We start from the raw sequence: 25,844 nt of genomic DNA, 5'->3' as shown, positions 1-25,844 counted from the left end.
GGCGGGGCTCGTCGGTGCGTCGGCTCCGGACGCGGGCGGCTCAGATGGCCGGCACCTGCACCCAGAACCGGACGTCGTTGCTGAGGTTGGCGGAGTTCGAATCCAGCCTGGCCTTGATCCAGTAGACGGCGGCCTTGTAGCGGGAGATGTCGGCGGTGTCGGGGTTGCTCAGACCGGAGGCTCCGTTGCGATGCCCGGCGAACCAGGTATCCAGGCCGTAATGACCCTGGCCCTGGTGCAGGCAGGAAACATCCTGGCTCAGGTTGGAGTTGAGCGCGGCACCGTTGTTGTACTGCGCCGCCGACTGGCCGGAGAACTGCCCGCACGACGTCCTGAGCATCAGCCAGTTCTGCTTGAAAATTCCGAAGTTCGCGGAGTCCAAAGACTTGTTGTCGCCGTACGGGTAGTCGGTGGCCATCCGGTCGCTCTCCAGCATGGCGATCGCGAGGTCGAGCGAGGTGGCACCCGCTGCCCGTACCTGGCCCTTGCGGCTGCCGAGACCGCTGACGAGGTAGGAGCCGCAGGGCATGCCCGAGGGGCAGGCGGTGCCGCCACCCCCCGTGTCGGCCCGCGAGCCGCGGACGACACAGGACTGGTTGTTCTCCCATCCCCAGCCGTCGCCGTCCGGATCGCTGGCGCTGCCGTTGACGCAGTACGGGTATCCGTTGGGTGCGGTATCAGCGGATGCGGGCTGGGCGAAGGCCGCAGAGGCGGCGAGAGTGGCGAGTGCGGCGCCGAGCGCCTGGGGAACGCGGTTCATGACGGTTGCTCTCCTGGTTCGCTGGCACCCCCGGGCCGACGGCGCCCGCCCGGGGGTGGGGTGGGTCAGTAGGTCGTGCAGGCCGATCCGTTCAGCGCGAAGGCGGTCGGTACACCGTTGGTCCCCGGCGTCGACGTGCCGGTGAAGCCGAACGCGACCGTGCCGCCGGCTGCGATGGTCGTGTTGTAGTCGGGCGGATTGCTCGCGGTGACCTGCTTGCCGTTCTGGGTTCCGCGGGTGTTCCACATGGCGGTGACGGTCTGCCCACCGGGGAAGGCGAACACCAGCTGCCAGCCGTCGACCGGTGTGGGGCCCGTGTTCCTGATGGTCACGTCACCGTTGAAGGAGGCTCCCCAGTCGGACAGGCCGTAGTGGACGGCGCAGGCGCCCGCCGGGGTCGGGCTCGGAGAGCCTGAGGGGCCGCCGCCGGGCGAGGGCGACGCGGAGCCGGTCGGGGTGACGAGCCCGCTCTTGGCCGCCATGCGGTCGGAGTGGTCGCGGAACACAGCCAGTTCTGGCGCGCCCGCCCGAACGCCGAACGTGCCGTCGACGTCGTGGTCCTCGTACCACCAGAAGGCGCTCCCGTCGCCGTCGGCCGCCTCGAAGTCCGTGTAGAGGGCAGTCCACCAAGCGGAGCGGTCGACGTTCTGGACGTTGAACTCACCCATGAAGAAGGGTTTTCCGACCACGTTGTGCGAGTCGCGGATCCAAGCCCGGATGAGCGTCCTGGTCTGGTCGATCGTCAGGTTCGCCCAGGGTTCGGTCGGGTACGGGTGGGCCGAGGTGTAGTCGATGTACGGCGACTGCTGCACGGCCACGAACGGATTGCCCTCGTCACCGCCGAACCCGTACGCGGCCCCGTGGCCCTCGATGCCGACGCCGAGCAGGTGCTTGCCGTCGATGCCCTTGACGAAGGCCCCCATCTCGTCGACCCAGGCCCGCAGGGTGGTGCCGCCGGTGTCCTCGGCGGCGCCCTGCCCCTGGTAGCGGGGCTCGTTCATGAGGTCCCAGGCGAAGATGGTCGGGTCGTCCATGTACCTGGCGCCGCTGTAGTGGTTGGTGCGGTTGAGCACGTGGCCCACGTAGTCCTTGTACGAGGTGAAGCAGCCGGGACACCGCTTCCTGTCGAAGAAGGCCGCCCGGCCGGGCTGGCCGCCGGACAGCCCCTCCCACTGCAGGCGGCTGTCGATGCCGCCGTAGGCCTCCCAGTAGTTCTCGAACACCGGTATCAGCTTCAGGCCGTGGGCCCTAGCGGACTCGACGATGTAGTCGAACTGGGCGAACTCCTGCTCGTCGTACACGCCCTTGGCCTTCTCGAAGCCATGCCAGTTCTCGTGGCTGAACATCCACAGCCGGACCACGTTCACCTTGTCCGCCCGCAGGTTGGCGAAGTGGGCGTCGATGCGCGCCTTGTCCATGAACTGCGTCTCGGTGTCACCGGACCCCGACCCGAAGGTGAAGAGGTCGTAGGAGTCTGCGCCCGCGAAGTAGTACGGCTTGCCGTTCAGGCAGAAGTGGATGCCGCAGCGACTGGCGAAGGCACTCGTGGTGTCGGCCGCGGAGGCGGTTACCCGGGTGGCTACGAGGCCCGCTGCGGCGAGAACGGCCGCGAGGAGGAGCGCCAGTGGCCAGACGCGGCTTCCGGCGGCGGAATGTGGTTGGTGGTGCACGCGCGTCCCTTTCGTCCCGGACGGGTGGGTGGTGGGTGAAGGGACCCCGGCGCCCGGTGACTCCACCGGGAACACGTCGGGGGCGGTGCGGCCCCGGCTCGGGGTGCGCCGGCCGGCACGGGGGAAGTCGGCGACAGAGCCCGGCCACGGCTTCGATTAACCGCTTAATGCAGACGGACCGTATGGCTGCCGACAGCTGCTCGTCAATAAGCGATTAACCGTTTGTTGCAATGAGCTTGCCGATCAGCCGCTGTCGTCGGGTGGGCGCGTAGTAGCTTGGGGGCATGTCCCAGCAGAAGAGTCCCGCCGCTCGGCGGCCGACCATCACCGACATCGCGAAGATCGTCGGTGTGTCCAAGGTGTCGGTTTCCAACGCGCTCAACGGTCGGCCCGGTGTCTCCGAGGCCACCCGGGCCCGGATCGAGGCCGTGGCCGAGGAGATCGGGTTCGTGCGCAACAGCGCTGCCCGGGCGCTCAGCGGGGCGACGGCGGCGGCGGTGGGCCTGGCGCTCGCCCGACCCGCGCGGATGCTGGGCACCGAGCCGTTCTTCATGGAACTGATCGGCGGCATCGAGAACGTACTGTCCGACGCCTCGTACTCGTTGGCGCTCCAGGTCGTCGCGGACCACGAACGCGGCCTGGAGACCTACCGACGCTGGTGGAGCGAGCGGCACATCGACGGCGCGATCCTGGTCGACCTGCGCGAGGACGATGCCCGGGTGCCCGCGCTGGAGGCGCTGGGCCTGCCGACCGTGGTGATCGGTCACCCGTCCGGGGCGGGCTCACTGACCCCCGTCTGGTCGGACGACGCCGCCGCAGTGCGGGAGACCGTGGAATACCTGGCGGCCCTGGGCCATCGGCGCATCGGCCGGGTGGCCGGGCTGGAGGGCCTGGTGCACACCTCGATCCGGGACCGTGCCTTCGCCGGCGCCTGTTCCGAACTCGGCCTGGACCCCGCGCCCACGGCGCACACCGACTACACGGGCGAGGCCGGGGCGCGGGCCACCCGGCGCCTGCTGCTCTCCCCCACCCGTCCGACGGCGATCCTCTACGACAACGACATCACCGCCGTCGCCGGCTTGTCGGTGGCCCAGGAGATGGGGCTCCAGGTCCCGCGCGACCTGTCGATCGTCGCCTGGGACGACTCCCCGCTGGTCCAGGTGGTCCGGCCGCCGCTCACCGCGCTGACCCGCGACATCCACGCATACGGCGCGAACGCAGCCCGCACTCTGCTCGCCCTGATCGCCCGCGGGCGCGGCGAAGGCTTCGAGGACCGGTCTCCTCGGCTCACCCCGCGCGGGAGTACGGCGCCGCCGTCTGCTTGACCTGTCAGGTACGGGCAGGCGGGCCGGTGGTCCCTCGCGGGACCAGCACCGGGGCGTCGGAGACCCGCGAGCGGGCCCGGCCGTCGTCCAGGAGCTCGAGCAGGCAGCGAGCGACCTCGGCGCCGAACGCGAAGGGGTCGTAACTGAGCGCCGAGAGAGCCGGCCTGGTGATCCGGCACAGGTCCGAGTCGTCCCAGGCGACCAGCGACAGGTCCTCGGGAACCCGAAGGCCGAGCTCGCCCGCCACCGCGAGGCCGGCCACCGCCATGAGGTCGTTGTCGTACACGATGGCGGTCGGCCGGCCGGCGTCGGCCAGCAGTGAGCGAGTCGCCGTGGCGCCCTCGTGTGCGGACAGGGCGGTGTGCACGCTCCTGGCGTCGTCCAGCAGCAGTTCGGCGGCGGTGGACGCGAACGCCTCCGCGCGGACGATCGACTGGCCCAGCATCACCGGGCCGCCGACGTGCGCGATCCGGCGGTGGCCGAGGATCGACAGGTAGCGCACGGCCTCCGCCATGGCCATCGCGTCGTCGTGCCACACTGCCGGGAAGGGGCCACTGAGCTGCGGAGGCGCAACGGCGACGACGGGCATGCCGAGCCGGTGGACGGGTTCGATCCGCGGGTCGTCGCTGGTCACTCCGACCAGGACCGAGCCGTTCACCTTGCCGGACTGCCACCACTGCTTGTACAGCGCGATCTCGGCGTCGAGGTCGGGGGCGACGTGCAGCAGCAGGGAACAGGGCCGCTCGGTGAGCACACTCTCGATCCCGCCGATCAGCGCCATGTGCACCGCGTCCAGAACGGTGCCGGCGGCGGCGCGGGTGAGCGCCATGCCGATGGTGTGGACCCGGTGCCCCTGAGCGAGGGACCGGGCCGCGAGATTGGGCGACCAGCCCAGTTCGCGGGCGGCCTCGACGATCCTCTTGCGGGTGTCGGCGGAGACGCCGGGCCGGTCGTTGAGGGCGAGCGAGACGGCGCCCGCCGATACCCCCGCTCGGGCGGCGACGTCCCGGATCGTCACCCGGCTTTCCATGTGCGTTCCTTCCCGCGGCCCACTGGATGTGCGACGAGGCGCCGCACGGGTCCATCCTGTCAGGCGAGGTGACCCGTGCGGGACCACGGGCGGCGGGGAGGGCGAGGGGCGACTGGTCAGCCGGCGCGGGGGCCGATCTCCCCGGAGCCGCGAGGGATCAGGCGGGTGGGGATCTCGATCCGGCGGGCCGCGCCGGTGTCCCCGGCCAGGCGCTCGAAGAGCGTACGGGCGGCCGCGGCACCGAGCGCGGCCGGGTCCTGGGCGACGACCGTGAGACCCGGCGCGAGCAGATCGGCCAGTTCCAGGTCGTCGAATCCGACCAGGGCGGGGCGGGGCCCGTCCGATGGAAGGTGGTGGAGCACGGCCAGGGTGATCCGGTTGTTGGCGGTGAGGAGGGCGGTGACCGGTGCCGCTCCCCTGGTCAGCCGGTCGACGGCGGCCGTGACCCGGGCCGCATCGGTGGGTCCGGTGTCGATCCACCGCTCGTCCACCGGCAGCGCGGCGTCGGCCATGGCCCTCCGGTAGCCGCGCAGCCGCTCGGCACTGGTGTGGATGCGGGCCAGGTCCCCGATGAAGCCGATCCGCCGATGGCCGTGCCGGATCAGGTGGGCGACCCCGGTCCGGGCGCCGCCCGCGTTGTCACTGAGCACGGCGTCCGCCTCGATGGCCGCCGCCGGGCGGTCGAGGAAGACCACCGGGGTCCCGGCGGCGGATTCCGGAAGCAGGTAGCGGTGGTCGTCCCCGGTCGGCACCACGATCAGGCCGTCCACCCGGCGGGCGCAGAAGGCGAGCGCGAGGTCGCGCTCACGACGCTGGTCCTCGGCACTGGAGCCGGTGAACAGGAGGCAGCCGTGCTCCGCGGCCACGCCCTCCACCGCACGGGAGAGAGCGGAGGAGAAAGGGTCACCGATGTCCTCCAGGAGCAGGGCGATGCTGGCGGTGCGGCCGGTCCGCAGCAGGCGGGCACTGTCGTTGCGGCGGAACCCGAGCCGGTCGATGGCGGCCCGCACCCGCTCGGCCGTCGCGGAGGCGACGCCGCTCTCGCCGTTCACCACCCGGGACACGGTCTTCAGGCCGACGCCGGCCTCCACAGCGACGTCCTTCATCGTGGGCCTGGTGCCGTATCCCCTGCTCATGCCCGGCAGCATACGGCGGAAGCGTCGGCCGCTCCGAGGACTAGGTCGCACCAGGCCGCGGCGAGCAACCGGTGCCCGTACGGGGTGGGGTGGACGCCGTCGGCGGCGATCCGGCCGGGTGCGCCCACGGTGCGCGCGGCCTGGTTGAGCAGGCCGTCGGCGGCCAGCAGGAGCGCGTCGAACTCGGTGGCGAGCCTGCGGACGGCGTGGATGCGCGGGTCGAGGTCCTCGCGCCAGGCCCACTGCTCTGGGGTGACGGGGACGAGGAACGGTTCGATGAGCAGGAGCCGGGCGTCACAGTGTTCACGGACCCGGCCGAGCAGCTGCCGGTAGGTGTCCTCCCACATGCCGGGGGGCGAGGCGAGCCCGGAGTCGTACCGGCGCCAGGTGTCGTTGACGCCGATCATCACGGAGAGCAGGTCGGGCCGGTGGGCCAGGGTGTCGCGGCCCCAGCGGTCGCGCAGGTCGTGGATGCGGTCGCCCGAGACCCCCTGGTTGAGAACGGTCGCACCGGGGTGTGCGGTGTTCAGGGCGGCCGCGGCGAGCGCCGCATAGCCGTTGCCCAGGGAGGCGGGGTCGCCGCGGTCACGTCCGGCGTCGGTGATGCTGTCGCCTTGGAAGAGCACGATGGCGTTGAGCGGCAGGTCGGATGGCATGCGGTCCTCGGGCGGCAGGCTGCCGCGCCCGTCGGGCGGTGGACGGCGGGTGCGGCGGCGGGGGCAGTGTGGGGGCCGGTCAGCCGGCGGCCATCGCCCTGGCGTGGGCGGCGAACAGCTGGGCGGTGGTGCGGGTCGGGTTGGCGGGGTCGTTGTTCCACATGATGCGGTGGCCGTCGTAGTCCGGGTAGAAGGAACCGTCGTCGACCCGGGAGGTGAGCAGCCAGAACTGGTCGCCCGCACCGCCGCCGGTGCGGACGGCGTCGGTCCAGGCGGTGTAGGCGGCGTCGCGGGCGGCGGTGTCGGGGATGTCCCGTGCTGCGTCGATCTGGAGCCCGAACTCCTCGATCACCACGGGCTTCCCGAGTGCTCGGCCGGCGGCGAGGTGGTCCTCGATCCAGCGGGTGCCCCAGGTAGTGGCGTCGGTGCCGGGCTTGCCGACCCTGGTCTCGCCCCAGTTCTGCGGGTAGACGTGGACAGTGCCGTAGTCGACGGCGGGGAGGGCGACCAGTTCGTTCCACCGGACGCCCTCGTAGTCCGAGTAGGGGTAGTCGGTGTGTCCGGGCCGTCCGAAGAAGCCCTCGTCGCCGACGGCGAGCAGTTGGCGGGGGGCGAGCGACTTGACGTAGGCGCTCATCTCGGCGGCCCAGGCGAGCAGGGTGGCGCCGCTCTTGTCGCTGCGGCACCGCGGTTCGTTGGCGAGTTCGAAGGCCATGACGGTGGGGTCGTCGCAGTAGCGCAGGCCGGTGTAGCGGTTGCGGTGCTGGACGAGGTGCTTGGCCCAGGCCCGGTAGCAGGCCTTGATCCCGGGGTCGGTGTAGAAGCGGTCGTGGTTGACACTGTCGCCGTAGGAGTCGTCGGGCAGGCCGAGGAACCAGTTGACGTACTGCTGCATCCCGCCGTAGTCCGGCCAGTTGTTGACCAGGGGCAGGACGAGGCGGATCCCGAGCTGCCCGGCCTTGTGGACGGCGTAGTCGAGGGAGTCGAGCGCCTCGTCGTCGTAGCTGTGGGGCTTGGGCTGCAGAGGGCGGTACGAGCGCCCGGAGCCGTCGGCGAACGCCCAGGCCCGGACCACGGCCAGTCCCATCACGGCGGCGTCGTCGAGGACCGCGTCGATCATGTAGTGGGACTGCTGGTGCAGGTAGTAGCAGTTGGTGCCGCCGAAACGGAACCGTTGTGCCGCCAGGCGGAGTTCACCGCCGTGGGTGGTGACGAAGCCCGCGTCTCGGCGGCCGGGTCCGGCGAGCGGCGCGGGCTCGGCGGCGGCCGGCGTGGTCAGGGCCGGGACGGCGGCCAGCGCCAGGGTGGCGGAGGCGGCGCCGAGCAGCGATCGGCGGGTGAGGGCGGGGTCGGTGGTGCCGGGAAATGCGTTCACGGGAAGGGACCTCCGAAGTGGGCGCCTGGCGGCGCCGACGGGTGGCAGTGGGGCGGTCAGACGCCAGGGTGCTCGGGGACGCGGGCCCGGTAGAGGGTGGCGGTCCCGCGCAGCTCCGCCTGAGCGCCGGTGGCCGGGAGGAAGGCACTGTCCCCTCGGCGCAAGGTGAGCGATCGTCCCGGGGATCGATGGAGTTCGGCGCTGCCCTCGGTGCAGAGCAGGATCTGCGGGCCGTCGGCGGCGAGGGTGGCGCGGCCGAGGAGGTCGAGCCGGGAGAGCGCGAACTCGGCGGCCGGTGTCCGGTAGTGGAGTTCACCGTCAACGCCGCCGGCCGGGGGAACCAGGGCCGGTGGGCCAGGCCGGAAGTCGACGACGGTGGCGAGGGCCTGGACGTCGACGTGCTTGGGAGTCAGACCGCAGCGCAGGACGTTGTCGGAGTTGGCCATGATCTCCACGCCGGTCCCGTGCAGGTAGGCGTGCGGGACGCGGGCGTCGAGGAAGAGCGCCTGTCCGGGCCGCAGTCGCACGTGGTTGAGCAGCAGCGCGGCGACCAGTCCCGGATCACCGGGGTAGTCCCGGCCAGCCGCGGCGTACGCGGCGAAGGTGGCGGCGTGCGGGCCGGGGGTCCCGGCGGCGCGCTCCAGGGCGGGGGCGAGTTCCGCAGCGGCCTCCTCGCCTCGGGCCCGGTCGGCGTCGAGCGCCTCGGTCAGGACGGTACGCAGGGCCGTCGCGGGGTCGGCACTGCGCAGGGTCGCGATCCACGGCGCTAGGGCCGGCGCGTCCAGGGAGGCCATCAGCGCGGCGGTGGCGGCCGGGTCGCGGAAGCCGCAGAGGGCGCCGAAGTCGTCGAGTGCGCAGAGCAGTTCGGGCTTGTGGTGGCGGTCGCGGTAGATGCGGTGGGCTGCGTCCCGTGGAACGCCTGCGGCCTCCTCAGCGGTGTACCCGGCCTCGGCCTGGTCTGCGCTGGGGTGGACCTGGACCGACAGGGCGTACTCGGCGGCGAGCACCTTGACCAGGAACGGCAGTCGGGCTCCGTAGCGCTGCGCGACCCGTCGGCCGAGTTCGTGGTGCGGATCGCGGGCGATGACCTGGTCGAGGGGTTCGGGGCCGTTGCCGCGGTCCAGGGTGGACGGCGCGTCGGGGTGGGCGCCCATCCATAGCTCGGCCTCGGGTTCGCCGGTCGGGCGGCGGCCGGTGAGTCGGGCGATGGCGGTGGTGGAGCCCCACGGGTAGGGCCTGATCCGGTTGGTGAGCAGGTCGGCTGCGGAAAGCGGGCCCACGGCTGGAAGCGGATGGGCAGGGTGGTGCGGCGGGGTCATGGGTGGGCTCCGGTCTGAGGTGGTCCGGTCCGCCCCCGGGCTTCCTCACCCTCAGGAGGAGTCGGGGGCGGACCGGGGTCTGGAGCGGCATGTGGTCAGGGCATGCCGGGGGGTGCGGTGGTGCCGCGGGGTAGGAGGACGGGGGTCGGGGCGGGGCCTGCGGCAGCGGCGCGGCGGTCGAGCAGGGCGAAGAGGCAGCGGCTGACCTGGGCGCCGTAGCCGTAGACGTCGTGGCTCATCGCGGAGAGCGCGGGATGGGTGAGTCGGCACAGTTGGGAGTCGTCCCAGGCGACCAGGCTCAGGTCGTCCGGGACGGTCAGTGCGAACTCGGCGGCGACGGCGAGCCCGGCGACGGCCATGATGTCGTTGTCGTAGAGGATCGCGGTGGGCCGCCGGGTTCCGGAGGCGAGCAGTTCGCGGGTGGCCCGGGCGCCCGCCTGGCCGGAGAAGTCGGTGGGCAGGCTGCGCGGTTCGTCCAGGCCGAGTTCGGCCGCGACCTGTTCCAGTGCGCGCCCCCGTATCGCGGAGTGTCCCAGCCGTGGGTCGCCGCCGACGCGGGCGATCCGGCGGTGGCCGAGCAGCGCGAGGTAGCGCACGACCTCCTCGACCGCGGCGGCGTCGTCCGTCCAGACGGAGGCCGTCGAGCCGCCGGTGAGTCCGGGGTGGCCGGCCGCGACGACCGGCATGCCGATCCGGGCCAGGGCGGGGATTCGAGGGTCGTCCTCGAGCAGATCAACCAGGACTGACCCGCAGACCCGCCGCTCGTGCCACCAGGTGTGATGGACGGCGCTCTCCTGGTCGCGGTCGCGCACCAGCCGCAGCAGAAGCGTGGCCGACCGTTCCTCCAGCACGCTCTGGATGCCGGAGACGAACTCCATGTAGAAGGGTTCCAGGCCGAGTTGGCGGGCCGGGCGGGTGAGCACCAGACCGACGGTGTCTCCCCGGCCGCCGCCCCCGGCCGGGCTGCGGACGGCCTGGCCGGGCGCCCAGCCGAGTTCGGTCGCGGCCGCGCGGATCCGCGCGCGGGTGCGTTCCGACACCCCTGGCCGGTCGTTGAGCGCGAGGGACACCGCCCCCGGCGAGACCCCGGCGCGCTCGGCGACGTCCCTGATGGTGGTGCGCTCGCTCAACTGCGGCTCCGCTCATCGGCTCGGCGGTGACGCGGCGCAGGTGCGGCACCGGAGGGACGGATCACTTCGTGGAGCCTGCCGCGAAGCCGCTGTAGATGAAGCGCTGCAGGGCGAGGAAGACGATCAGAGTCGGCAGGATGACCAGGATGGTTCCGGCCGAGATGGTCTCCCAGTGCGCGCCGAACGGCCCCTTGAAGCGGAACAGCGAGGTGGAGATGGTGCCCAGGTCGGCCGAGGGCATGTACAGGAAGGGGATGTAGAAGTCGTTGTAGACCGCGATGCCCTTGATGATCACCACGGTGGCGATGGCTGGTCTGAGCATCGGCAGGATGATCCGCCGGTAGATGGTGAAGGAGTTGGCGCCGTCGAGCCTGGCCGCCTCGTCGAGCGAGAGCGGGATGGAGCGGATGAACTGAAGGAAGATGTAGATCGACACGATGTCGGTGCCCAGGTAGAGCATGATCGGCGCCCAACGGGTGTTGAACGCCCCGAGGTCGTTGACGATCTGGAAGGTGGCGACCTGGGTGGTCACGCTCGGGACGAGCGTGGCGATCAGGAAGAGGGCCATCACCAGCTTCTTGAGCCGGAACTCGAAGCGGTCGATGGCGTAGGCGGTCATCGAACCGATCAGCACGGTGCCGGCGGTGGAGACCACCAGGATGATCGTGGTGTTGACGAAGCCCTGCAGCATCTTGCCCTGCTGGAAGGCGGTCGCGTAGTTGTGGAGGTTGAGCCAGTCGCCCGGCGGGGTGAGCGGGCCTGTGGTCAGTGCCTCGTTGCTGCTCTTGAGCGAGGTGAACAGCACCACGGTGAGCGGTATCAGCACGATCGCGCTGGCGAGTCCCAGGGAGGTGTATTTGCCGACCGTGGCGGCGAACGCCCGAGGGGTCGGGGCGAACCGGCGGGCGGCCGGGGTGGCGGGAATGGTCACGACAGTTCAACCCTCTCCTCCGGCACCAGGCGGCGCTGGATCCAGGTGACGAACAGGATCAGGGCCAGCAGCACGACGGCGCAGGCGGAGGCGAGGCCGACCTTGTCGAACTTGAAGGCCAGCTTGACGGTCTGGATGACGAAGGTCTCGCTGCCGTTGGAGCCGCCGGTCATGACGTACGGGATCTCGAACACGGCCAGCGAGCCGGAGACCGCGAGGATCGCGCTGAGGCTGATGATCGGTTTGATGCTGGGGGCGATGATGTGGCGGAACTGCTGCCACCGGCTCGCACCGTCGAGTGCCGCGGCCTCGTAGAGGTGGGGCGGGATGGACTGGATCGCGCCGAGGAACAGCACCATGTTCAGGCCCGTGTACCGCCAGACCGACACCCCCGCCAGTGACTTGTTGACGAGGTCCGGATCCCCCAGCCACAGGTGCTGTCCGCCGACGCCCAGCAGGCGCAGCACGGTGTCCAGCGTGCCGCCGGGCTGGAAGAAGTAGAGGAACACGAAGCCGATCGCGACGCCGTTGATCAGGTACGGGAAGAACAGGATGCCCTTGAAGAGGTTCCTGAAGCGGGTGTCGAAGCTGAGCACGGTGGCGAAGTAGAGCGCGAGCGCGATCTGGACGAAGGAGGCCAGTAGGTACACGCCGCTGACCAGGAAGACCTTGAACAGTTCCGGACGCGTGAACAGCGCCGTGTAGTTGTCCGCCCCGACGTTGTTCCGCTCGGGGCTGATGCCGTCCCAGTCGGTGACGCTGTAGCCGAGCATGTCGAGGATCGGCAGGTACGTGAAGGTCACCAGAAGCGCCAGTGGGACCAGCAGGTAGAGCCAGGGTGTGAACCACCGGTGGGTTCGGCCGGCCCTTCGGCGCCGGACCGGCGCATCCGGTACGGCCCGGTCGCCGGAGGGCGGCGTCACGCTCGCGCTCCGGTCCTTCTGCAGTGCAGTCATCTTCCTGTCCTTCGTTGAGCCCGACACCCGGGAGCCCGCCTCCCCCTCCCCCCGCCCGTCCGGAAGGCGGGGCCGTTCCCTTCCTCGCGCCGCCGAGCGGCCGGGACACGGGGGTCGGGGCCGTGGCGCGGTGCGGCCGGGAGGTCAGGGCGGTGCGCCCGGCCGCACCGCAGTCCTTCGGCGCCGTCAGCCGGCCACGGTCTTCTGTGCCTCGGACCACTTCTTGTTCAGGTCCGCGAAGTAGCCGTTCTGGTCTCCGGCGCCGGCGCCGCGGGCGATGTCGACGAGCTTCTGCCGGTAGTCGGGGGCGTCGAGGTCGATCTCCGCGGCCTTGTCGATCTTCTTGACGGCGGCGGACTTCTCCTGCTTCTGGCCGATCATCGTGACGCCCTTGTCGGCGAAGGGCTTGAGCGCGGTCGGCATCGGAGAGCCCTTGACCGAGGAGATGCCCTGTTCGGCCTGGGCGCTGCCGGACTTGTTGATGAACCAGTCCAGCCAGGCCCGGGCCGCCTCCTGGTTCTTGGAGTGCTTGTTGATGCCGTACTTGTAGTCCGGCTGGAGGACCGTGCAGAGCTTGCCCTCCGCGGTCGCCGAGGGGAACGGCATGTAGCCGATGTCGTCGGGGTTCTTCCCGGCGGCCTTCGCGGCGTCCTGCATCTGGGCGATGGACCAGGAGCCGAGGTACATGGTGGCCGCCTGTCCGGTGCCCAGAAGCGTCTTGGAGTTCTCCCAGTTGGTGGTCGTGGGGTCGGGCTCGGTCAGCTTCTCGTGGACGACGGAGTACAGCAGGCTGTCGATCGTGTGGATGTCGTTGCCGCTGGTCCACGGGGCCGCGGTGGAGGCCATCGCGTCCTTGGCGCCCTCGTTGCAGCTCGGCGAGCCGATCGCGTCGGTCCACTGCTTCAGCGGCCAGCCGTCGTGGTAGTTGGTGTAGTACGGGATCGCCTGGGTCTTGGACTTGACGGCCTTCAGGTCCTCGATGAACTCCTGCGGGGTCCTCGGCCACTCGGTGATGCCGGCCTGCTGCCAGAGCGCCTTGTTGTAGACGAAGCCCGTGACGGTGCCGTAATTGGCGATGCCGTACACCTTGCCGCCGACGGTGCCGTAGTCAATCCAGTCGTACTGCTTCGAGAGGTCTCCGGCCTCACCCAACGGGGCGAAGAAGTTGGGGAGTTGGGTGATCGAGAGGTCGGACGGGATCGGCAACACGTCACCGTAGTTCTCGGTGTTCATGCGGATCTTGACTTCGCCCTCGTAGTCGGTCATGCCCTCGAACTTGACCTTGACGTTCGGGTAGGTCTTGTTGAACTCGGCGGCATACCCGGCGAGGACCCCCTTGTTCAGCTGGTCGGTCCGGTTGGTCAGGACCGTGATGGAACCCGACACCTTGGCCGGATCGGAGTTGACGGTCGCCGCGGAGGACGCGGTCCCGCCGCCACCACCGCTACAGGCAGTGAGCAAAATCATGGAAGCGGCCGTGCCGGCCATCCATCCTCTGCGCATCTTCGCTCATCCTTCGCGCTGATCGTCATGAACGCCGGGAAGCGGCCTCCCGGTCGTTGGCTGCTTAACGTAGACGTCACATCGGGGCCATGTCCATAGACCGATCAACATTGAAATGCAGGCAGTTTTTTACGATCCCTGCCCGTTTTACTAAACATTTGCCTAACCTGATGACGAAAAGGCCTCGGCCTGCCGACTCCATGGACAACGTTGTCCAACACAGTGAGAATCACCGGGACCACCCCGGGGCGACATGCCCGAAGCAGGTCGGCACTCCCCCCGTCCTATCAGCGGAGAAGTCACGATGAGTTACGAACAGGCCCTCGCGGTCGACGGCCGCCCCACCTCCGCGCGCGCCCTTCTGGCGGCACTGGACATCGGCGGAACGAAGATCGCGGGAGGTCTGGTCGACGCGGACGGGACCCTCCTCCACCAAATCCGGCAGCCCACCCCCCGGGAGGACGCCCGCACGGTGCTGGCCGCGGTGGAACACGTGCTGGACGGCCTCGCCCGGCACCCTCTGTGGGCAAGCGTGCGGGCTGTCGGAGTCGGCAGCGCCGGCCCGGTGGACATCGAGGACGGTACCGTCAGCCCGGTCAACATCCCCGCCTGGCGGGCGTTTCCGCTACGGACTGCGGTCGCCGGCCACCCCGCCGTCAACGGCCTGCCGGTGGTACTCGGAGGCGACGCGGTGGCGATGGCCGCGGCGGAACACTGGCTCGGCGCCGCACGCCCGTACCGCAACGCCCTGTGCCTGGTGGTCTCCACCGGAATCGGCGCGGGCCTGATCATCGACGGGAGACTCCACACCGGGCCCACCGGGAACGCCGGCCACCTCGGTCACATCAGCATCGACTATGCCGGCCGGCCCTGTCCCTGCGGCTCACGCGGCTGCGTCGAGGGGCTCGCCAGCGGAACCGCCATCGCCCGGACCGCAGCCGAGAACGGTTGGCGGGCCCCCGATGGCGACACCTCCGCCGCAGCGGTCGCGGCCGCCGCTTGTTCGGGCGACCCGCTCGCCCTGCACGCCTACGACCGGGCCGCCCGCGCCCTCGCCGCCGGGATCGCCGCCGTCGCCACCCTGGTGGAGATCGAAGCCGCGATCATCGGAGGCGGCGTCGCCGCCTCCGGCGACCTGCTCCTCCAGCCGTTGCGCCGCCACCTGGCCGATTACGCCACCCTGCCCTTCACGGCCCGAACCGCTGTCCTCCCCGCTGCCCTGGGCACCGGCGCCGGCCTGGTCGGCGCGGCAGCCCTCGCACGCCCGGCACTGCCCGTTCACTGACCCCGTCCAGCCCACTGTCGAGGCAATCCGGGTCGGTGCGGATCCGCTGGCCCGGTGACCCCGTTTCCCGAGGTGTCACATCCGTGTCCGAGCAGACCTTCCTCCGCTTCCCCGACGGGTTCCGATGGGGCGCCGCCACCTCCGCCTACCAGATCGAGGGCGCCGTCTCCGAGGACGGCCGGACATCCTCCATCTGGGACGTGTTCAGCCACAGCCCGGGCACGACCCTCGACGGCACCACCGGCGACACCGCCTGCGACCACTACCACCGCCACGGGCAGGACGTCGCCCTGATGGCCGATCTCGGCCTCCAGGCCTACCGCTTCTCGCTCTCCTGGGCCCGGCTCCAGCCCGACGGCAGCGGCCGAGCCAACCCGAAGGCACTCGACTTCTACCGCCGCCTACTCGACGAGCTGCACGAGAACGGCATCCAGCCCGTCGCCACGCTCTACCACTGGGACCTCCCACAAGCGCTGGAGGACCGCGGCGGCTGGCGTGCCCGGGACACCGCCTGGCGCTTCACCGACTACGCCCAGCTGGTCGGTGAACACCTCGGCGACCTGGTGGACACGTTCATCACCGTCAACGAACCCTGGTGCGCCGCCTTCCTCGGGTACGCCAGCGGCCTGCACGCCCCAGGAGCGCAGGACCCTCCGGGCGCGCTGCGCGCCGCCCACCACCTACTCCTGGGCCACGGGCTGGCAGCGAGGGCACTACGGGTGCAGGGGCGGCACCGGGAAATCGGCCTGGCACCCAACTTCTACCCCGTACAGGCGGTGAGCGACGACCCGACCGATCAGGACGCGGCCCGGCGGATCGACCTGCTGATGAACCGGCTCCTCCTCGAACCGGTGGTCACCGGCGCCTACCCGGCCGACGTCCTGGCGCACATCGAACCGATCGCCGGCCTCGGCCACCTCCGTGAGGGCGACGAGGCCGTGATCAGCACCCCGATCGACTTTCTCGGTGTCAACTACTACAGCTCCCACACCGTCGGCGCAGGCCCTGTTGATCACCGGCCATCGCCCTGGGTCGGAGCCGAGGACGTCGTGTTCCACCCAACCGGACTCCGCACCACCGCCATGGGCTGGGACGTCGATCCCGACGGCCTGCGTCGGCAACTGGAGCGAATCGCGTCCGCCCGCCCCGACCTGCCCATCTGGATCACCGAGAACGGCGCGGCATACGCCGACACCCCCGACGACAACGGCCGGGTACACGATCCCGACCGGATCGAGTTCCTGCGCGACCACCTCACGGCCCTGCACGAAGCGATCCAGTCGGGGGTGGACGTCCGCGGCTACCTGCTCTGGTCGCTGATGGACAACTTCGAGTGGTCCGAGGGGTACACCAAGCGTTTCGGCCTCGTCCACGTCGACTTCGCCACCCAGCAGCGCACGCCCAAGTCCAGCGCGCACTGGTACGGCGAGGTCATCAGAAGCAACGGCTTGAAGCGATAATCGCCTTCTGCGGCCATGGAAGACTCACAGGTCACAGGCCGATGTCCCGGGCCGTTGGTCGCACGGTGATCACCTCTCGGGCGCAGGCTGGGAAGAGCAGGACCCGCTCGCTCCTTCGAAGCGATCACCATGCGCTGCTCACCGAATCCCGGCGAAGACCGAGGCCGCATGGCCGGCGCTGCGGCTGCCGCGACGACCACTGCCACCGGGTCGGCACCGCCTGCCCCGCCGGGAGCCGGGTCGCGGCCGGCCTCACGTGGCAGCGCCAGGCCTCGGTGGTGGTGCTGTCCGGGGCGGGGCCGGTCTCCGCTCGGCGGCCGGTACGTCGGGGCGGGCCCGGACCTCGGCGACCCCACGATTCCGCCACCCAGACCGTGACCGCCTGCCCGCGGTGCGGGAGGGCGGGCTACGGCCAGCGGGTGCGGGGCTCGTTGTACTGCGGGTCGGTGACGGGTTCGGCCCAGATCGTCTCGGGGCTGCCGTCGGCGGTAGCCTCCCACATGGCGATGTGCTCCATGAAGCGGTCGGGGGCGGCTCCGTGCCAATGCTCCTCGCCGGGCGGGCAGGCGACGGTCTCGCCCGGGTGGGCCTCGAAGATCCGGCCGTCGCGGGTGCCCACGTACGCGATCCCGGAGACGACGTGCAGAGTCTGGCCCACCTCGTGGACGTGCCAGTGGGTGCGGGCGCCAGGCGCGAAGCGCACCAGGTTGGCCCGCAGGCGGGAGGGTTCCTGCCCGGCTGCGATGACGTCCCACCAGACGTCGCCGGTGAACCAGTCCGCAGGGGCTTTGCTGGTGGGCTGGGGCTGGACGAATTCCATGACGGTCCTTCTCGTGTCTGGGAGCGAGGGGCTACCGGGCGGTGTACCCGCCGTCGACGGGCAGGGCGACGCCGGTGACATAGCTCGAGCCGGGGCTGCACAGCCAAAGCACGGCCTGGGCGATCTCCTCGGCGGTGCCCAGCCGCTCGATGGCCTGGCCGGTCTCGGCCTGGTCGCGGTCTAGTTCGCCGCCTTCGACCATGGCGTCGACCATGGGGGTGGCGATGGTGCCGGGGCAGACGGCGTTGACGCGCACACCGCGGGGCCCGTATTCGAGGGCGGCGCTCTTGGTCAGGCCGAGCACTCCGTGCTTGGTGGCGTGGTACGCCGCGCGGCCGGGGTTGCCGACCAGGCCGCCCAGCGAGGAGCAGTTGACGATCGCGCCGCTGCCCTGTTCCCGCATGTGGCGCAGTTCGTGCTTCATGCTCGCCCAGATACCGCGCAGGTTGACGGCCGTGACCCGGTCGAATTGCTCGGCGCCCTCATCGGCGGCGTCGGTGGGCGGGGGCGTGATCCCGGCGTTGTTGTAGGCCGCATCGAGGCGGCCGAACGTGGCGACGGTGCGGTCGACTGCGGCGGCGACCTGCTGCTCGTCGGTGACGTCACAGACGAGGGCGAGGACCTGGTGGCCGGCGTCGGTGAGCTCCTTCGCCACCCGGTCGACGGCGCTCTCGTCGATGTCGGCGAGGCCGACGGCGGCGCCCGCCTCGGCGAAGGCACGGGCGGTGGCCAGACCCATGCCGGAGGAGGCACCGGTGACGAAGGCGACCTGGCCGGTGAAGTCGTACACGGGGTTCATCAGGGAGTGCTCGCAGCGGGTTCGGGGGCGGTCTGGATGGTGATCTCTTGGGCGCGGGCGATCGTGTCGGGATCGGCGTCGAGGCTCCCGAGGATCAGGAGGTCCGGGGATGGGGCGGGGCCGTCCCTGTAGAAGAGGGCCAGGTTGCCCCAGGGCGCGTAGTAGGCGATGTCGCCCGCCCTCGCCGCGGCGGGCGCGGGAGTGCCGGAAGTGGTGACCTCGCGCGGCGGGTAGCCGATGCGCTCGGTGCCGTGGAAGTCCTCCAGCAACACGGTCAGCGGGAACATGGCAGCCAGGTCGCGGGCGGCGGGGCTGTCGTGCAGCACCGCTGCGACGGGCGTGCCGTCGAGGGTGACGCGGATGTTCATCGGGATACTCCTGTCGGCGGTGGCCGGGCGTCCTGCCGTCCGGCCGTAGGTGGCGCCGCAGTGGCCGGGCCGGCGGTCGGCCAGCTGTTGGTGCAGGCGGCCGTGGCAGCAGTACGGCCGGGGCGGGGTGGAGCAGCGAGGTGCGCGGGGTGAGGGCGGTCATGGGCGGACCGGCGCGGTCAGGGCTTGAGTAGGGCCTTGATCGCGCGACGCTCGTCCATCGCCTTGTAGCCCTCTGCAACGTCGGCGAGGGGCAGGGTGAGGTCGAAGACCTTGCCGGGGTCGATGCGGCCGGACAGGACGCGCTCGATCAGGTCGGGCAGGTAGCGGCGCACGGGGGCGGGGCCGCCGCGCAGGCCGACGTGGGAGAAGAACAGTTCCTGGCCGTCGACGGCGACCCCGTGGGGGACGCCGACGAAGCCGACGCTGCCGCCGGGCCGGGCAGAGTGCAGGGCCTGCTGCACCGCCTGGGTGGTGCCGACGCACTCCAGCACGCTGTCCGCGCCGATCCCGCCGGTCAGTTCCTTGACCCGGGCGATACCCTCTTCGCCGCGCTCGGTGACGATGTCGGTCGCACCGAACTCCAGGGCGAGCTTCTGCCGCTGCTCGTGGCGGGACATGGCGATGATCCGCTCCGCGCCCATCTCCTTCGCGGCGATCACGGCGCACAAGCCGACCGCGCCGTCCCCGACCACCACTGCGGTCGACCCGGGTCGGACCTCGGCGGCGTCGGCAGCCCACCATCCGGTGCCCATCACGTCCGAGTTCGCCAGCAGGCCCGGCCACAGCTCCTCGCCGGGCAGCTCGTCGGTGGCGACCAGGGTGCCGGCGGCGTTGGGGATGCGCACGTACTCGGCCTGGCAGGTAGACATGAACTCCCGGTGCAGGCAGTTCGACTGGAAGCCGTGCGAGCAGTTCGAGCAGGTGTTGTCGGAGGTCGCGAACGAGCCGACCACGAACTGGCCGGACCGCAGGCCGGTCACCTCGGAGCCGACCTCCTCGACGAAGCCGACGTACTCATGGCCCATCGGGTGCGGGTCGCCGATCGGCTCCGCCCCCCGGTAGGGCCACAGGTCCGAGCCGCACACACACGTCACCGCCGTTCGGATGATCGCGTCGGTGGGCTTGAGGATCTTCGGGTCGTCCACGGTCTCGAAGCGGACGTCGCCAGGGGCGTGGATCACTGCACCGCGCATCAGAGTGCTTCCTTCGGTTCCGGGGCGGACGGCCTGGCGTGTCAGTCGCCGCCAAGCGCGAGTCGGGCACCCCCGCAGGCCTTCCGAAAGCCGAGCCGGGGAGCGCCACGCGTTCCAGACAACCTCCTGTCGTCCACGGCAGCGAGTCACCGATGAGGGGTGTACCGGCGGTACACCCCTCCGGGTGCAGCCAGGCCGTAGGGTCGAAGGCGTGGACAACAGTCAGGAGGTCCGCGAGTTCCTCACCTCGCGGCGCGCGAAGATCACCCCGGAACGGGCGGGCATGCCGACCGGGCCCCGCCGCCGGGTGCCGGGCCTGCGCCGCAGCGAGGTCGCCGCCCTGGCCGACGTGAGCGTGGAGTACTACGCCAAGCTGGAGCGCGGCAACCTCGCCGGCGCCTCACCCGCCGTCCTGGAAGCTCTCGCCCGGGCCCTGCAGCTCGACGACGCCGAACGGGCCCATCTGCTGCACCTGGCCCAGGCAGCCGACGGCACCGACGCACTCGCCCGCCCCCGCCGTCGCACCAGTCGCCAGTGGACGCCGCACCGCAGCCTGCAGTGGATGCTCGACGCCGTCACCGGCGGCCCCGCCTTCGTCCGCAACGGCCGCATGGACCTGATCGCTGCCAACCAACTCGCCCGCGCCTTCTATGCCGAGGTCTACGAGACCTCCGGCAACCAGAACAACCTCGCTCGCTACCAGTTCCTCGACGCCGCCTCCCGTCGCTTCTACCCCGACTGGGACCAGGCTGCCGACATCAGCGTCGCCATCCTGCGCACCGAGGCCGGCCGCGCCCCCCACGACAAGGATCTCCACGACCTCGTCGGCGAACTCTCCACCCGCAGCGACGACTTCCGCACCCGGTGGGGCGCCCACAACGTCCGCCACCACGGCACCGGAACCAAACGCTTCCACCACCACGCCATCGGCGACCTCACCCTCGCCTACGAAGGCATGGACATGGCCGCTGCACCCGGTCTCACCCTCACCATCTACACCGCCGAACCCGGCTCTCCCAGCGAACAGGGTCTGCGCCTGCTCGCCAGTTGGGCTGCCACCCGCGAAACCGCGGCGGGCGCTCGCCAGCAAACAGCTCCAAACTAGGAGTGCGGCACCGCTGGTCATTGGAGCCATCGAGGCCGAAGTCCGGGCTGTGTACTCGCCCGACTGTCCCGTGGGGCGGTCCCTGCCAGCTAGTCAGGGACGGGAGCCGCCGCAGACGGGTTTCAGGACGTCGTCGTAGCCAGAGCGCCCACCCACGGCGACAGCTGCCGCTCCAGACTGCGCGGCCGGGGTCAAGGAGCCGCCCGGTTCGTCATGAGCGCCGATCAGCACCACCGGGTACTCGGAGCGGGCGACCGCGTACAAGGCGAGCGACCCGATCATCGGGGGGCCTGTGGGGAAGAGGGCCTGGGTCTTGCCGGACTGACCGAGTCATCCCGGACAGTCCTGTGACCTCCTTCCTCAGGCGTTCCCCGACAACGGGGCAGCCCGTGGAAGGGCCGGACCTGCAAGTTGCCGGCGCAGCACCGCGTTCTCGTTCCGCAGGACAAGAAGTTCGGCGTCCTTGCCACCTGCTGGTGCAGCAACACCGGAACTGACAACAGCTTCCTCGTCACCCGATAGACCAGCGAGACAATCACCCGCGGCATCGTCCCAGGCGGCCCCGAGCGCCACCAGACCCCTCACGACCTACAGCGACGCACTTCTGAACGGCACAGGCTCGATGGTCGTCTCCTACAGCCGCCTGATCGGATCCGCGAACCGTGTCGGCCGTGTCCTCCACGAACTCGACGACCCGGAGCTACGCAGAGTCACGAAATCAGGAGGCCCAGAACGGGCTCACCGGAGGCCGCGGGCGCAATCTTCCCCATGTGGTCCATGCCATTTCTTGGAGCGACCTGGGCCGTTTCGCAGCCATGCGACCAGGGGTTGACCGGCCCCGATGTCACCTTCTGTAGTTGCATTGCAGGTTAGAGCTGACACATTATCAGACATTAGAATTCCGCCGACCCAACAGTCGGCCAGGGTTTCTCGCCTCGGACAGGGGCGCCGAGCCGCGCCTGCGGGAAAAGCGGCCCGACGACTTCCAGGTGGAATTCGATAAACTTCAGGAGGAGCGCGAAGCAGGTACCCGGGAGTTTCTCCCAGGAAATCCCTCTGTCGCCGCCCCGCCTCGCGGCCCACCCGACGATCCCGGAGAGTCCTCGCACGGCCACCCGCAGTGGCCCAAGTGCGCGAACCCGGCTCTAGCGGCATGATCGTCAAGGCTGAGAACCGTGGAACGGAGCCTCGCGCGACTTTCGCGCACGTCAAGGGGTCAGCCCACGTCAGACCACCTCAATGTGTCTGGTGGTCGCAATGGTGGTCCCGGGGCTCGCTCCGGGACGAGACTGGTGGGATAGAGGCCGTTCCCCCAGCTCGATGAAGTGATCGCCATGCGCTCCTCAGCCAAGCGCGGCCGCGTCTACCGCCGCTGCGGCTGCCGCGACACCCAGCGCCACCAGCTCGGCACCCGCTGCCCGCTCCTCGCCACCGACCCCCACCACGGCACCTGGACCTTGGCCGTCGACAGCCATACCGCCCTCGACGGCCGGCGCCACACCGTGCGCCGCGGCGGCTTCCCCAAGAAGAAGGCCGCCAAGAAGGCCCTGCACCGCTTCCTCGAAGGCGAACGGACCGGCTTCTCCTGCGACCCCGACCAAAGCGTCGCCGACTACCTCGACGAGTGGTTCCACCACAAGCAGGCTTTCCTCAAGCCCACCACCATCGCCCGCTACCGCCGCTACGTCTACGACGACCTCATCCCCGCCTTCCGCACCGTCCTCCTGGACGACTTCGCCCGCCCCCACCTGTGCGCCTTCGTCACCGACCAGCTCGCCCACCAGCGCGGAGAGGTCACCGCCTACCGCATCCTCGCCACCCTCTCCAGCGCCCTCGGCGACGGCGTCCGCAACGACCGCCTGCCCCGCAACATCGCCCGCCCGATGATCATCAAACGGCCCCGCCGCGCCGAACGCCCCCAGTGGACCGCCGACCAGGCCGCCCGCTTCCTGCGCTACGCCCACGGCGCCGACCCCCTCATCGCCAACTTCACCGAACTGCTCATCGGCTCCGGCATCCGCCGCGGCGAAGGCCTCACCCTCCACGAGGACGACGCCTATCTCGACAAACGCTTCATGTACATCCGCTGGACACTCGCCGCCGTCGACAACAACCAGCTCATCTTCACCGCCCCCAAGACCCGCTCCAGCCGCAACTGGGTTGCCCTCTCCGACCGCGCCGCCGACGCCATCGCCGACCAGATCACCCACGCCACCTTCCGCGGCCCCAACCCCACCCCCGGCCACGGACTCGTCTTCCACCGCCACGGCCGCCCGATCCGCCCCGGCTACGTCCTCGACCGCTTCCACCAGCTGTGCCGCGGCGCCGGCGTCTCCGTCATCCGCCTCCACGACCTGCGCCACCTCGCCTGCACCCTCGCCATGGACGAGCACGTCCCGGTCCCCATCGTCTCCAAGACACTGCGGCACTCCACGCTGTCGACAACCGTGGACATCTACCACTTCCTCAGTGCCCGAGCCGCCCGCGAAGCCGTCGATGCCATCGACCACGCCCTCAACCAAGCCGACAGCGACGCCAGATACGGCCGCCACACCACTCCGAGAAATGCGACCCGGCCCATAACCCGCCCCACGCACAGGACCCGCCCGACCCGCCGAAATACTGCGCCGACAAAATGGCGGGACCACACTGCGACCACCAGCCGACGGAACATCAAAAAGGCCGCCTCCACCTTTCGGTGAAAGCGGCCTACGACCTGCGAAAACGCTGGTCGGGACGACAGGATTTGAACCTGCGACCCCTTGACCCCCAGTCGCCCGGCGATAGCCATCGCTGCACGTCAGACGGTAGACAGCCCGCGCTGTTCGTTCGCCGAAAGGCGCCTCAGAGACACTGGTGAACGACGCGTGGTCCCCGGCAAGTCCCCACCGATACCCCTTCCGCTGCGACCCCTCAGCCACGCTCTGTGGGCGACCGCATACAGAGGAGTGGGACTCGGGATACTCATCCACAGGTCGTACTCGCCGACCTCGCTCTCATGGTGCCGCACCGGGATGGTGCGGAGCGACTCCCCCACGACCAGCCGAGCAGCGGGTCGAACGTTGAGCTGCGATGGTGCCGCACCGGAATGGTGCGGAGGGACTCCATGGCGGATGTCCACACGGGGCCGAGGATGTTGCTGCAATGGTGCCGCACCGGGACAGTGCGGAGCGACTCCTGGTGGGCAGCACCTCGAAAATGGGCGCGGGCATGCTGCGACGGTAGTGCGGATCTACCGAATCACGGTTCAATCGTCGAAACGGTGCGGAGCAACTGAGCACATTGCGGACGTCCTCGTCGCCGGCGCGGAGCTGCGATGGTGCCGCACCGGGACGGTGCGGAGCGACCCGAAGGTGGCCGGCGCGTTTGCTTATCCCCTCCAAACTGTGATGGTGCTGCACCCGGTGGAGTGCGGACGAACGGCGCTGCCGAGGCCCTTCGCCCTGCCCTTGCCGAGGCTGCGATACTGCCGCGCCGGTGAGGCGCGGAGGAACCCGGAGACGGTCAGGTCCAGCTTCTCCTAATACTGCAACGGTGCTTGGCCTGACGAGGCGTCAGCTCGTGGGCTTTGGCCTCGTCGTTTGTAGTGGCTGGTCCGGGCCTGGTGCTGGCGCCGGCGTCGCCAGTGGGACCAGTGCAGGACGTGGGTAATGCTGCGGCGGACGGGCCGTGCGAGATTGGTGATCAGTCGGCGGATTTCGGGGACGGTGAGCGGTATCAGGTCTGGCGTTCGAGCCGGTCCGGCCCCTTTTCGAGCTGCTGGGCCCGCACGACGGTCAGGTAGGCATGGGCAGCCATGGCCAGGGTGATGTGCCGGTACCAGCCCGGGTAGCGGCGGACCTGGTAGTCATCCAAACCGCACTGGCCTTTCGCCGTTTGAAAACACTCCTCGATCGCCCAGCGGGCGCCAGCGACGGCGATCAGCTCGTTGAGCGTGGCGTCGGCGGGCGCGTAGGCAATGTAGTAGGCGACCTTCGTCGGGTCGGTGATGCTGCGGCGGGCCAGGACCCAGTGGCGGCGGTCGGGTCGATGCCAGGGCCGGACCTCGACGCGGGCCCAGTCGTAGATCCGCAGGCCGTGGGCGCCGTCGCCGCATGAGCGGCGCTTCCACTTCTGCCGGGGCAGATCCGCGATCAGGTCGTGGAGCGGGTGGTCCGGGGCCCGCCGGGTGACAACGGTGTCGTGCCGGGTGGTGGCCACAACATGGAAGACGTCGGCCTGCTCCAACTCGTGGCGCCAGCCCTTGCCGTAGCCGTAGCCCGCGTCCGCGGTCACCCATCGGAAGGGGATCCCGTCGTCGATCGCCCGGCGGACCATGGCCCTGGCGAGCTGGACCTTGGTGGCGAACTCGACCTCGTCGCCGATCCCCGCGCCCTGGCAGCGCACGCGGTCGTCCGTCCAGGACTTCGGCAGGTAGAGCGCCCGGTCGATCAAGGTCCGGCCCCGCCCAGTCGAGTAGGCGAGGAAGACTCCGACCTGGCAGTTCTCGGTGCGGCCGGCGGTGCCTGAGTACTGCCGTTGGACGCCAGCCGACCGCGTGCCCTTCTTCAGAAATCCGGTGTCGTCCACGATCAGCACGCCGCCGGGATCCGCCAGGTGCTCGACCACATACTGGCGTACGTCATCGAGCACCCCGTCGGCGTCCCAGTCGATACGGTTCAAGAGGCGCTGGATCCGGTCCGGGCCGCCATGGCCAGCTTCCTCAGCCACCGTCCACCCGTTCTTGCGCTCCAGTGGTGCCAGCAAGCCCTGCATGTAGGCCAGCGCAGACTCCCGCGACTCGCTCCGCGAGAACCGGTGCGCGAACCGCTCATGCAACTCCGCCAACCCGTCCGACCAGCGACGAGCATCAACCTCGGATATGTCCCCACCCATGAACAGCTCAACGAGCGAACCCGACAGCCGTCACGATAAGCACCGTTGCAGTACTAAGGCGTGTCTGACAAATGGTCATCTGGTCGCGTCGCGGAGCCAGAGGATCAGGGAGGCCAGGACGACTCCGGCGCGGTAGCGGTCGGCG

At 70.2% G+C, this 25,844-nt stretch carries 21 protein-coding genes; 5 read left to right on the top strand and 16 right to left on the bottom strand.

Annotated features, from left to right (window positions below; genetic code table 11):
• Nucleotides 1-40: 40 nt before the first annotated feature.
• Both ACZ7RU_RS36070 and ACZ7RU_RS36065 read right to left on the bottom strand, forming a co-directional pair.
• The gene (locus ACZ7RU_RS36070) at nucleotides 41-760 is read right to left on the bottom strand and encodes a carbohydrate-binding domain-containing protein (RefSeq protein WP_470345236.1); all 720 of its coding nucleotides are present in this window, start codon (nucleotides 758-760) and stop codon (nucleotides 41-43) included.
• Between the two features lie 65 nt (nucleotides 761-825).
• Nucleotides 826-2,430, bottom strand: coding sequence for a cellulose binding domain-containing protein (locus ACZ7RU_RS36065; protein WP_470345235.1), 1,605 nt, complete (start codon nucleotides 2,428-2,430; stop codon nucleotides 826-828).
• A 284-nt stretch (nucleotides 2,431-2,714) separates the two neighbouring features.
• Here ACZ7RU_RS36065 and ACZ7RU_RS36060 point away from each other — a divergent pair, with 284 nt between their 5' ends.
• Entirely contained in the window at nucleotides 2,715-3,755 is a 1,041-nt protein-coding gene (locus tag ACZ7RU_RS36060; RefSeq protein ID WP_470345234.1) for a LacI family DNA-binding transcriptional regulator, read from the top strand.
• Between the two features lie 4 nt (nucleotides 3,756-3,759).
• Here ACZ7RU_RS36060 and ACZ7RU_RS36055 read toward each other — a convergent pair whose 3' ends face one another.
• The 9 genes from ACZ7RU_RS36055 to ACZ7RU_RS36015 all read right to left on the bottom strand — a co-directional run bounded on the left by ACZ7RU_RS36055 (nucleotide 3,760) and on the right by ACZ7RU_RS36015 (nucleotide 13,791).
• A complete protein-coding gene (locus ACZ7RU_RS36055) occupies nucleotides 3,760-4,785 on the bottom strand; it encodes a LacI family DNA-binding transcriptional regulator (protein ID WP_470345233.1) in 1,026 nt (341 codons plus the stop codon).
• Nucleotides 4,786-4,901: 116 nt separating this feature from the next.
• Nucleotides 4,902-5,921 carry a LacI family DNA-binding transcriptional regulator gene (locus ACZ7RU_RS36050; RefSeq protein WP_470345232.1) on the bottom strand — a complete coding sequence of 340 codons (1,020 nt, stop codon included), beginning with the start codon at nucleotides 5,919-5,921 and terminating at the stop codon, nucleotides 4,902-4,904.
• Nucleotides 5,918-6,577 (bottom strand): GDSL-type esterase/lipase family protein, encoded by a 660-nt coding sequence (locus tag ACZ7RU_RS36045; protein WP_470345231.1) that lies wholly within the window; start codon nucleotides 6,575-6,577, stop codon nucleotides 5,918-5,920. The genes ACZ7RU_RS36050 and ACZ7RU_RS36045 overlap by 4 nt, the downstream gene beginning before the upstream one ends.
• A 79-nt stretch (nucleotides 6,578-6,656) precedes the next feature.
• Nucleotides 6,657-7,952, bottom strand: a complete 1,296-nt coding sequence (locus tag ACZ7RU_RS36040) for a glycoside hydrolase 5 family protein (RefSeq protein ID WP_470345230.1) — start codon at nucleotides 7,950-7,952, stop codon at nucleotides 6,657-6,659.
• 56 nt (nucleotides 7,953-8,008) lie between these two features.
• Nucleotides 8,009-9,232: a mannose-6-phosphate isomerase, class I gene (manA, locus tag ACZ7RU_RS36035; protein ID WP_470345229.1), complete on the bottom strand. Its 1,224-nt coding sequence runs from the start codon at nucleotides 9,230-9,232 to the stop codon at nucleotides 8,009-8,011.
• 134 nt (nucleotides 9,233-9,366) lie between these two features.
• Entirely contained in the window at nucleotides 9,367-10,401 is a 1,035-nt protein-coding gene (locus ACZ7RU_RS36030) for a LacI family DNA-binding transcriptional regulator (protein ID WP_470345228.1), read from the bottom strand.
• 61 nt (nucleotides 10,402-10,462) lie between these two features.
• A complete protein-coding gene (locus ACZ7RU_RS36025; RefSeq protein WP_470345227.1) occupies nucleotides 10,463-11,332 on the bottom strand; it encodes a carbohydrate ABC transporter permease in 870 nt (289 codons plus the stop codon).
• A complete protein-coding gene (locus ACZ7RU_RS36020; protein WP_470345226.1) occupies nucleotides 11,329-12,288 on the bottom strand; it encodes a carbohydrate ABC transporter permease in 960 nt (319 codons plus the stop codon). Before ACZ7RU_RS36020 ends, ACZ7RU_RS36025 begins: the two co-directional genes overlap by 4 nt.
• Nucleotides 12,289-12,474: 186 nt before the next feature.
• Nucleotides 12,475-13,791, bottom strand: a complete 1,317-nt coding sequence (locus tag ACZ7RU_RS36015; protein ID WP_470345225.1) for an ABC transporter substrate-binding protein — start codon at nucleotides 13,789-13,791, stop codon at nucleotides 12,475-12,477.
• Nucleotides 13,792-14,095: 304 nt separating this feature from the next.
• On the opposite strand from ACZ7RU_RS36015, the gene ACZ7RU_RS36010 reads away from it, so the two are divergent.
• Both ACZ7RU_RS36010 and ACZ7RU_RS36005 read left to right on the top strand, forming a co-directional pair.
• Nucleotides 14,096-15,076: an ROK family protein gene (locus tag ACZ7RU_RS36010; RefSeq protein WP_470345224.1), complete on the top strand. Its 981-nt coding sequence runs from the start codon at nucleotides 14,096-14,098 to the stop codon at nucleotides 15,074-15,076.
• Nucleotides 15,077-15,159: 83 nt separating this feature from the next.
• On the top strand, nucleotides 15,160-16,536 hold the full coding sequence (locus tag ACZ7RU_RS36005; protein WP_470345223.1) for a GH1 family beta-glucosidase: 1,377 nt from the start codon (nucleotides 15,160-15,162) through the stop codon (nucleotides 16,534-16,536).
• Nucleotides 16,537-16,942: 406 nt separating this feature from the next.
• Here ACZ7RU_RS36005 and ACZ7RU_RS36000 read toward each other — a convergent pair whose 3' ends face one another.
• The 4 genes from ACZ7RU_RS36000 to ACZ7RU_RS35985 all read right to left on the bottom strand — a co-directional run bounded on the left by ACZ7RU_RS36000 (nucleotide 16,943) and on the right by ACZ7RU_RS35985 (nucleotide 19,719).
• The gene (locus tag ACZ7RU_RS36000) at nucleotides 16,943-17,356 is read right to left on the bottom strand and encodes a (R)-mandelonitrile lyase (protein WP_470345222.1); all 414 of its coding nucleotides are present in this window, start codon (nucleotides 17,354-17,356) and stop codon (nucleotides 16,943-16,945) included.
• 31 nt (nucleotides 17,357-17,387) lie between these two features.
• Nucleotides 17,388-18,155, bottom strand: a complete 768-nt coding sequence (locus ACZ7RU_RS35995) for an SDR family NAD(P)-dependent oxidoreductase (RefSeq protein WP_470345221.1) — start codon at nucleotides 18,153-18,155, stop codon at nucleotides 17,388-17,390.
• Complete coding sequence (locus tag ACZ7RU_RS35990; RefSeq protein WP_470345220.1) at nucleotides 18,155-18,523, bottom strand: cyclophilin-like fold protein; 369 nt, start codon at nucleotides 18,521-18,523, stop codon at nucleotides 18,155-18,157. The genes ACZ7RU_RS35995 and ACZ7RU_RS35990 overlap by 1 nt, the downstream gene beginning before the upstream one ends.
• Before the next feature lie 179 nt (nucleotides 18,524-18,702).
• Nucleotides 18,703-19,719 carry a zinc-dependent alcohol dehydrogenase family protein gene (locus tag ACZ7RU_RS35985; RefSeq protein WP_470345219.1) on the bottom strand — a complete coding sequence of 339 codons (1,017 nt, stop codon included), beginning with the start codon at nucleotides 19,717-19,719 and terminating at the stop codon, nucleotides 18,703-18,705.
• Between the two features lie 211 nt (nucleotides 19,720-19,930).
• Between ACZ7RU_RS35985 and ACZ7RU_RS35980 the strand changes: the two genes are divergently transcribed.
• Nucleotides 19,931-20,824 carry a helix-turn-helix transcriptional regulator gene (locus ACZ7RU_RS35980; protein ID WP_470345218.1) on the top strand — a complete coding sequence of 298 codons (894 nt, stop codon included), beginning with the start codon at nucleotides 19,931-19,933 and terminating at the stop codon, nucleotides 20,822-20,824.
• 1,334 nt (nucleotides 20,825-22,158) lie between these two features.
• Nucleotides 22,159-23,526 carry a tyrosine-type recombinase/integrase gene (locus ACZ7RU_RS35975; RefSeq protein ID WP_470345217.1) on the top strand — a complete coding sequence of 456 codons (1,368 nt, stop codon included), beginning with the start codon at nucleotides 22,159-22,161 and terminating at the stop codon, nucleotides 23,524-23,526.
• 1,015 nt (nucleotides 23,527-24,541) lie between these two features.
• Here the strand turns inward: ACZ7RU_RS35975 and ACZ7RU_RS35970 are convergent.
• A complete protein-coding gene (locus tag ACZ7RU_RS35970; protein ID WP_470345216.1) occupies nucleotides 24,542-25,699 on the bottom strand; it encodes an IS701 family transposase in 1,158 nt (385 codons plus the stop codon).
• Nucleotides 25,700-25,844 lie beyond the last annotated feature (145 nt).

It is taken from the genome of Kitasatospora sp. NPDC114501, from assembly GCF_055633695.1.
This window is presented reverse-complemented; position numbering and strand designations above follow the sequence as displayed.

Bases quoted from the DNA above. Each gene is read 5' to 3' on its own strand.
- ACZ7RU_RS36050 (WP_470345232.1), bottom strand. From the start codon at position 5,921: ATGAGCAGGGGATACGGCACCAGGCCCACGATGAAGGACGTCGCTGTG.
- ACZ7RU_RS36060 (WP_470345234.1), top strand. From the start codon at position 2,715: ATGTCCCAGCAGAAGAGTCCCGCCGCTCGGCGGCCGACCATCACCGAC.
- ACZ7RU_RS35990 (WP_470345220.1), bottom strand. From the start codon at position 18,523: ATGAACATCCGCGTCACCCTCGACGGCACGCCCGTCGCAGCGGTGCTG.
- ACZ7RU_RS36070 (WP_470345236.1), bottom strand. From the start codon at position 760: ATGAACCGCGTTCCCCAGGCGCTCGGCGCCGCACTCGCCACTCTCGCC.
- ACZ7RU_RS36020 (WP_470345226.1), bottom strand. From the start codon at position 12,288: ATGACTGCACTGCAGAAGGACCGGAGCGCGAGCGTGACGCCGCCCTCC.
- ACZ7RU_RS36045 (WP_470345231.1), bottom strand. From the start codon at position 6,577: ATGCCATCCGACCTGCCGCTCAACGCCATCGTGCTCTTCCAAGGCGAC.
- ACZ7RU_RS35975 (WP_470345217.1), top strand. From the start codon at position 22,159: ATGCGCTCCTCAGCCAAGCGCGGCCGCGTCTACCGCCGCTGCGGCTGC.
- ACZ7RU_RS35995 (WP_470345221.1), bottom strand. From the start codon at position 18,155: ATGAACCCCGTGTACGACTTCACCGGCCAGGTCGCCTTCGTCACCGGT.
- ACZ7RU_RS36015 (WP_470345225.1), bottom strand. From the start codon at position 13,791: ATGCGCAGAGGATGGATGGCCGGCACGGCCGCTTCCATGATTTTGCTC.
- ACZ7RU_RS35985 (WP_470345219.1), bottom strand. From the start codon at position 19,719: ATGCGCGGTGCAGTGATCCACGCCCCTGGCGACGTCCGCTTCGAGACC.
- ACZ7RU_RS35970 (WP_470345216.1), bottom strand. From the start codon at position 25,699: ATGGGTGGGGACATATCCGAGGTTGATGCTCGTCGCTGGTCGGACGGG.
- ACZ7RU_RS36000 (WP_470345222.1), bottom strand. From the start codon at position 17,356: ATGGAATTCGTCCAGCCCCAGCCCACCAGCAAAGCCCCTGCGGACTGG.
- ACZ7RU_RS36055 (WP_470345233.1), bottom strand. From the start codon at position 4,785: ATGGAAAGCCGGGTGACGATCCGGGACGTCGCCGCCCGAGCGGGGGTA.
- ACZ7RU_RS36010 (WP_470345224.1), top strand. From the start codon at position 14,096: ATGAGTTACGAACAGGCCCTCGCGGTCGACGGCCGCCCCACCTCCGCG.